Below are 6,109 nucleotides of genomic sequence, written 5' to 3' on the forward strand. Positions count from 1 at the left end.
TGCGCACAGCATCTCCATTAACAGTGAGGTATTCCGGTATGTCTAACTCCACCTTGATCCCTTTTTCGACCCAACACCGACTGTATTTATCCAGAACACTCTCTATTAGGATGATAAATTAAAAGCCGTTTTATCCAGCTTGAAAGATCCGGATTCTATCTGGGATAAATCAAGCAGTTCCTTGACCAGCCTGTTCATCTTGCTGGCTTCATCCATAATCACATCACAATAATAATTCTTGTTTTCCTCATCCTCATTGATGTTTAATTTCAAACCTTCTGCATACCCCTGAATCAAAGCAATCGGGGTTTTTAATTCATGGGATACATTATTGATGAATTCCTTTCTCATTTTGTCGATCCTTCGTTCCTGTTCAATATCTGCCTTTAATTTTTTGTTTGCTTCTGTCAGACTGAAAATCGCCTTATCCAGTTGGTCAGAAAGAGAATTGATGCTTTTACCCAGCTGTCCTACTTCATCATCGGACTGCACTGCATATTTTTTGCTGAAGTCCAATTTAGACATTCTCTGAGCGATATCATTGAGCTGGAGAATCGGTTTTGTGAAGCTTCTGGCAAACAAAAATACCGCAACCCCACCGATAACAATAGTGATCAGACCGGTAAACAGGAAAAATTTATTGGCGATAGCAGTGCTCTCACCTATAGCTGCCAATGGTGTGCTTAACACCAAAACTTCGTTATTCTCCAGTCTGGAAGCGAGGACTAAAAACTTTGTTTCTAATCTGGTGTCCTTGAGAATACCGGTAAAGTACTCCCCTTTTGCTAAAGCATTCAGTTTTGGTTGTACGGAGAGTAGTATGGAGGGCTGCTCAATAATTCTCATAGAGGTGCTGTAGATCAATTGATAGTCCTGGTCGATAAAGAAAATGCTCAGCCCTTTATTTTGTTCTAATTTTTCCAGTTCCAAAGATAGTTTCAGGGGATTACCTTGATATTTTTTGCTGATCTGCTTATTGATCTCTAACAAAGACTGTTTCTTTTGCCACAGATAATATTGTCCGAGGTATTGTGAGTTTAGGAGCAGGGATAAAGCGACAAAAAATATGATCAAGCAGCTAATACTCAGAAAAAGCCTGGTTCTGATAGAATGCTTCATTTTTTCACCTCAAATCTATAGCCTAACCCCCTGACAGTTTGTATCAGTTCATTTTTGTCACCCAGCTTAGATCTGAGTTTTTTGATATGAGTATCTATTGTTCTTCCATCACCGAAATAATCGTAATCCCAAACCGCATTCAAGATCTGCTCGCGGCTCAGGGCGATACCCGCATTTTCCGCCAAGTACAGCAGCAGGTCAAACTCCTTAGGACTCAATTCGATCTCTTTGCCGTCCAGGTAGACTTGTCGCCCCGGATTGTCTATTTCCAGCCCATCAAAGCTTTTAACTGCCTTATTATTTTCGGTGCGCTTCAACAATGCCTGTACCCTGGCGGCCAGTATTTTAAGACTGAACGGCTTGGCGATATACTCATCTGCACCAAGGTCAAAGCCAAAAAGCTCATCAGATTCTTCTCCCCTTGCGGTCAGCATGATAATGGGCACCTGTGATGTTTTTCTGATTTCGCGGCAGACAGCCCATCCATCGTACTCAGGCATCATGACATCCAGTATGATCAGATCGATATCTGATTGAGCCATAAACAGATCCAAAGCCTCACGCCCATCAGCGGCTTCGGTCACTGCGTATCCCTGTTTTTTTAGGAAATCCCCGACTAATCTCCTCATCCGGTCCTCATCATCTACAATCAATATCTTACTGGCCACCATTCTCACCTTCCTTAATCAGCTTCGCTTTATGGCTCAGTTTGGTCTCTTTGCCCTTCCAGATAGATTTGCTGTCCTGGCTGGTCAACTTCCAGGCCTTCAAATCTTTTAACTTCCTTAATATTATCGGTTCGCTTTAACCCGGTTAGAAGCACTAATGCCTCTCTTATATTAAAACAGCCCGAAAACCTAACTTCAAGGCCAGGTTAATAAAAGGGAATGGGGTGACTTTTGGCGTCACCCCACTCTTTATCTATTGAAACTGGGGGATGTTCATTATTTCGGAAAGGATAGTGAATTATTGCTTTGGTTATGCGTATAGCCTTTTTGCTTACCTCTGTTCTGGCCTTTGCCATGTTGGGTATCTGGCCCCCATACCGCTGCTGCATAGCAAGTGATTAAAGATATCAGAATTATGCTTATTAAAATAACAACCTTCTTTTTGTCACTGCCTATCCTTTTTGTCAGCGAAGCGATCCAATCGGAGTGCAATAGTAAATGAACTACAATGACAGCTGCCATCACATATCCGATCCATATATGTAAGGGCCTAATATAGGTTAGAGCGGAGATGCTGAATTCAGGCCTCAGATGCAACAGGATTCCGGTAATTAAACATGCAAAGCCAGTTATAAATAAGGAGATATCTAAAAAGTAATTTCTTTCGCTTCTGTTAACCATGTGATCACGTGCTTTCTGTTATCATAGTTTAACCATCGAATGTGTCTATTTTGTGAAAATAAGGCGAAGAATATGTGAATTGTTATTCTGCCACAGCCAGGTGACCCTCCAACCAGTCGATAAACTGCCGGGCAGCCCATCTCAGTGCTTCCCTATAGATAGACAGTGAAGACAGAGACAGTTTGGCCAATTTGAACTTCAATATTTTTCACTTCCGAGGTTTTTCTGTGCTACTTGTCTGTAAGGTTAATCCTGGGTGGGTAGGCTGTCAAGTATTTATAAGTGTTATTTATCGCAGCGCATAAAGAAAGGAGGGGGAGGGATAATAACAATAAATCAATTTTGGAGGTGTTCTCAGTAGTGAATATTCAAGGAATTCAGCAAAGTCTCAACCAGATTTCCCAGATCTGCAGTCAACTGAGCCAGAATGAGCAGACAAATGTCTCGCGGTTGAGCCAAATGACGGAGAGTGAGCGTTCGGCTGCTCAACAGATGCAGCGCTGCATGCAGTTGGTAAACCAGGTCTCCCAGCAGCTTCAGCAGATGTCGACAGCAACCGGCACACAGTATACCACCCCAGGCCAGTTTACCTATAGTACGCAGCCTCCCATAGGTGGTGGAATGGGGATGGGCCAAATGGGTCAGCAGACATTCTCCCCGGGTGGACAACAGTATGGTTCCACTTCTTTTGAAATGTCCAGAGAACTCGGCAGGGGTGAGGCTGATGGGGACGGTGGGTCCGCCACAAGCACACCCAGACCCAGCTCGTTTACAAGCAGTACCGGTGGGGGACATCCTACCTATAACACAAACAAAGACATTGGAAAATAAAAACAAGTGGCCTCTGCCATCCAATAATCGATGCAAAAAGACTGCCCCTCACGGCAGTCTTTTTGCGTGCATTTAATCCCAGGCAGACGGGTAAAATAAAGTTTGAGGTTTTGAAGGGGTGAAGAGATGCTTTTAGTCGCCGTACGGGCACTGATACTTTATACGCTCCTTGTTGTTGTAATGCGTTTGATGGGGAAGCGCCAGATCGGACAACTGCAGCCCTTTGAGCTGGTGATCACCATTGTCATTGCAGAATTGGCCGTAATTCCCATGAGCAATACCGGAATACCCCTGATAAACGGTATTGTCGGTATTCTCGTCTTAATGGCTGTCCAAATTGTGCTCTCACTGATCATACTGTACAGTGAAAAGGCACGAAAGATCATCTGCGGGAACCCAATAATTTTAATCAACAATGGGAAACCTGTTCGCGAAATGATGCGTCTTGTTCGGATCAACATCAGTGATCTCCTCGAGCAACTCAGGAATAAAGAGTATCCCAATATCTCCGATATTGCTTATGCAGTACTGGAAACCAATGGTTCGATCAGCGTTATTCCCAAAGCAGATGTCAAACCGCCTACTGCCAGAGACTTAGGAACCCCTGTGGAAGATCCCCACTTTCCCATATCAGTGATCATGGATGGTAACGTGATGTTGGAAAACCTAAAGTTAGCGGGAATTACAATAGACGTACTGCAGCAGCAAGCTCGGACACAGCAGATCACTGACCTGAGGGAAGTGTTCTTTGCACAGTATACCACCGAAGGCAAGATCGACTTCTTTTTGAAAGGCAGGGATGATTATTTATGAAACGTATCATAGGTTCATATGTCATTATATTTATTGTTGTTGCTATTATCGGATTCGGTGGAGTATATTCTCATCGCTACCTGGACCGCAGCGCATCTAAAATGGTAGTGGAACTGGAGGAAGTAAAAAAGGCGGTGGAACAGGAAAAATGGAAGGAAAGCAGAGATGCTTATGCCAAGTTTAATGAGAACTGGGACGATGCGCACAAGAAATGGGCGATGTTCACTGATCACTTTGAACTGGACAATATAGAGATGAGATTGATCCGCGGCCAGTCATTTATTGATGCTGAAGATGCGATAAATGCTGTTGCTGAAATTAATGAAGCGATCATGCTTTTAGAGCACATTCCTGAGCGTGAGCGGTTGACACTGTATAATATATTTTGATGTGTATTTTGGATAAACTCCTGCCGCCGGCTTTTAAATATAGAATGTCACAGGCAACCACACACTCCAAAAACAGCCAGGAAAAAGCTGCGCTATACATCAAAACCCCGAGATAGGGGTTTTTTGGTATAGCAGGAAACTTGCCCGGTGAAATAGAAGTTGGTAGCGTTTAACATATATAAATGAACATAATTTGGAGGTTAATTATGAAGGAAGTAAAAATATATACTGACGGCGCTTGCTCCGGCAATCCAGGACCCGGAGGGTGGGCTGCGGTACTCATCTACAAAAACCACAAAAAAGAGATCAGCGGGCGAGAGGATGATACAACCAACAACCGCATGGAACTCACCGCGCCCATTAAGGCATTGAAACAGCTGAAAGAACCCTGCCATGTTCACCTCTATTCAGACAGCGCCTACCTAGTTAACGCCTTCCAAAAAAAGTGGATCAACAAGTGGCAGAGAAACGGCTGGCTGACCGCAGGAAAAAAACCTGTGGAAAATAGGGATTTATGGGAAGAGTTGATTGAACTGACAAAGACCCACAGTGTTGAGTGGCATAAGGTGGAGGGCCATGCCGGCGATCACTACAATGAGCGGTGTGATGAGTTGGCGAGGGGGAGGGTGAGGGGGGTAGCATTCTGACAAATATTTCTCACTAATAGCAAAATATGAGAGGAAAAAGGAAGGATGGTGTCAAATAGAATATATATGATAATTTGAGGAGATAGGGGGTGACGTATGGAGCAATAATCTCAATTACTCCGGTGTTAGAACACATAATACAATAACAGTCCCACCCATATTATGAAAACCAGTAAGTGTATGTGAAGTCGCTGTGATAGTTTTTCTTTCATATTATCAACATATATGTTTTCAAGAATTAATCCTCTATGAAGAATATAAACATTTTTGGCGTAATTCTGGCACTCCCTTAATCATAATAACACTTAAACAGTTAGTTTTGGATTTATAGTATCAATGAAGTGCAACCTAAATGTTAGATTTCGCCACGAAACAACTGAAACGGCAATTTTAGCAGGATATGATGGAAATCGTGGCGAATTATTACAGCAATGGAACTCTCCTGTGTATATTAAATCCATAGGTAAGCTGTTCCAGTGTATACTAGTTCTCGACCCACGATGAATGCACCAGAAAGCGATGCCCCCTCTTACATATTCATTCTTGTTTTCCCTTTAATTAATGGATAGGCTTATACCTTTTATTACTTTCTGTAGAGAAAATTTCATTCTAAAAAACTCATTGAAATCAAGGTTTTGAAGGCCTAAAATAAAGGCTTCACCCCAACTTTTGCCGAATTATAAGGTAAATCAAACCAAATAAAGCAAAAGTGGAAAGGAATGAAGCTACCTTGTATATTCGACAACAGTGCCTGATTTCCTTCGAAGATGCATTAAAAATGCAACCTGAAACTAGACTGGAAAAGATTTTTAGCACCCTTGATTTGAAACCAATAATATCCAGGCTACCCAGAAAACATAATGGACCTCGAGGATACAATGCCAAATACAAACTAAGAGCATTAATAGCTGCAAAGATAGAGCAAATACCGACAATGGCTGCATTGGTCAGAAGGCTAAAA

Annotated in this window: 7 protein-coding genes and 1 pseudogene; 5 read left to right on the top strand and 3 right to left on the bottom strand. The window is 42.5% G+C overall.

What is annotated here, in order from left to right; genetic code table 11:
- Positions 1–105 precede the first annotated feature (105 nt).
- The 3 genes from SSCH_RS03625 to SSCH_RS21665 all read right to left on the bottom strand — a co-directional run bounded on the left by SSCH_RS03625 (position 106) and on the right by SSCH_RS21665 (position 2,468).
- Complete coding sequence (locus tag SSCH_RS03625; RefSeq protein ID WP_232294201.1) at positions 106–990, bottom strand: sensor histidine kinase; 885 nt, start codon at positions 988–990, stop codon at positions 106–108.
- Between the two features lie 125 nt (positions 991–1,115).
- Positions 1,116–1,790, bottom strand: coding sequence for a response regulator transcription factor (locus SSCH_RS03630; protein WP_044664287.1), 675 nt, complete (start codon positions 1,788–1,790; stop codon positions 1,116–1,118).
- Positions 1,791–2,063: 273 nt separating this feature from the next.
- Positions 2,064–2,468 (bottom strand): DUF4405 domain-containing protein, encoded by a 405-nt coding sequence (locus SSCH_RS21665; protein WP_044664288.1) that lies wholly within the window; start codon positions 2,466–2,468, stop codon positions 2,064–2,066.
- Positions 2,469–2,828: 360 nt separating this feature from the next.
- On the opposite strand from SSCH_RS21665, the gene SSCH_RS18825 reads away from it, so the two are divergent.
- From SSCH_RS18825 to SSCH_RS18080, 5 genes and pseudogenes are all read left to right on the top strand, one after another.
- A complete protein-coding gene (locus SSCH_RS18825) occupies positions 2,829–3,299 on the top strand; it encodes a hypothetical protein (RefSeq protein WP_052835264.1) in 471 nt (156 codons plus the stop codon).
- 126 nt (positions 3,300–3,425) lie between these two features.
- Positions 3,426–4,112 carry a YetF domain-containing protein gene (locus tag SSCH_RS03645; RefSeq protein ID WP_044664289.1) on the top strand — a complete coding sequence of 229 codons (687 nt, stop codon included), beginning with the start codon at positions 3,426–3,428 and terminating at the stop codon, positions 4,110–4,112.
- Complete coding sequence (locus SSCH_RS03650; RefSeq protein ID WP_044664290.1) at positions 4,109–4,501, top strand: DUF4363 family protein; 393 nt, start codon at positions 4,109–4,111, stop codon at positions 4,499–4,501. Before SSCH_RS03645 ends, SSCH_RS03650 begins: the two co-directional genes overlap by 4 nt.
- A 206-nt stretch (positions 4,502–4,707) precedes the next feature.
- A complete protein-coding gene (gene rnhA, locus SSCH_RS03655; protein WP_044664291.1) occupies positions 4,708–5,148 on the top strand; it encodes a ribonuclease HI in 441 nt (146 codons plus the stop codon).
- A 730-nt stretch (positions 5,149–5,878) separates the two neighbouring features.
- A pseudogene (locus SSCH_RS18080) lies at positions 5,879–6,109 on the top strand (IS5/IS1182 family transposase); the annotation flags it as partial.

The organism is Syntrophaceticus schinkii (assembly GCF_000946815.1).
Classification (GTDB): Bacteria; Bacillota; DSM-12270; order Thermacetogeniales; family Thermacetogeniaceae; genus Syntrophaceticus; species Syntrophaceticus schinkii.

Coding starts and splice junctions, on each gene's coding strand:
- SSCH_RS03650 (WP_044664290.1), top strand. CDS start 4,109: ATGAAACGTATCATAGGTTCATATGTCATTATATTTATTGTTGTTGCT.
- SSCH_RS21665 (WP_044664288.1), bottom strand. CDS start 2,468: ATGGTTAACAGAAGCGAAAGAAATTACTTTTTAGATATCTCCTTATTT.
- SSCH_RS03630 (WP_044664287.1), bottom strand. CDS start 1,790: ATGGTGGCCAGTAAGATATTGATTGTAGATGATGAGGACCGGATGAGG.
- SSCH_RS03645 (WP_044664289.1), top strand. CDS start 3,426: ATGCTTTTAGTCGCCGTACGGGCACTGATACTTTATACGCTCCTTGTT.
- rnhA (WP_044664291.1), top strand. CDS start 4,708: ATGAAGGAAGTAAAAATATATACTGACGGCGCTTGCTCCGGCAATCCA.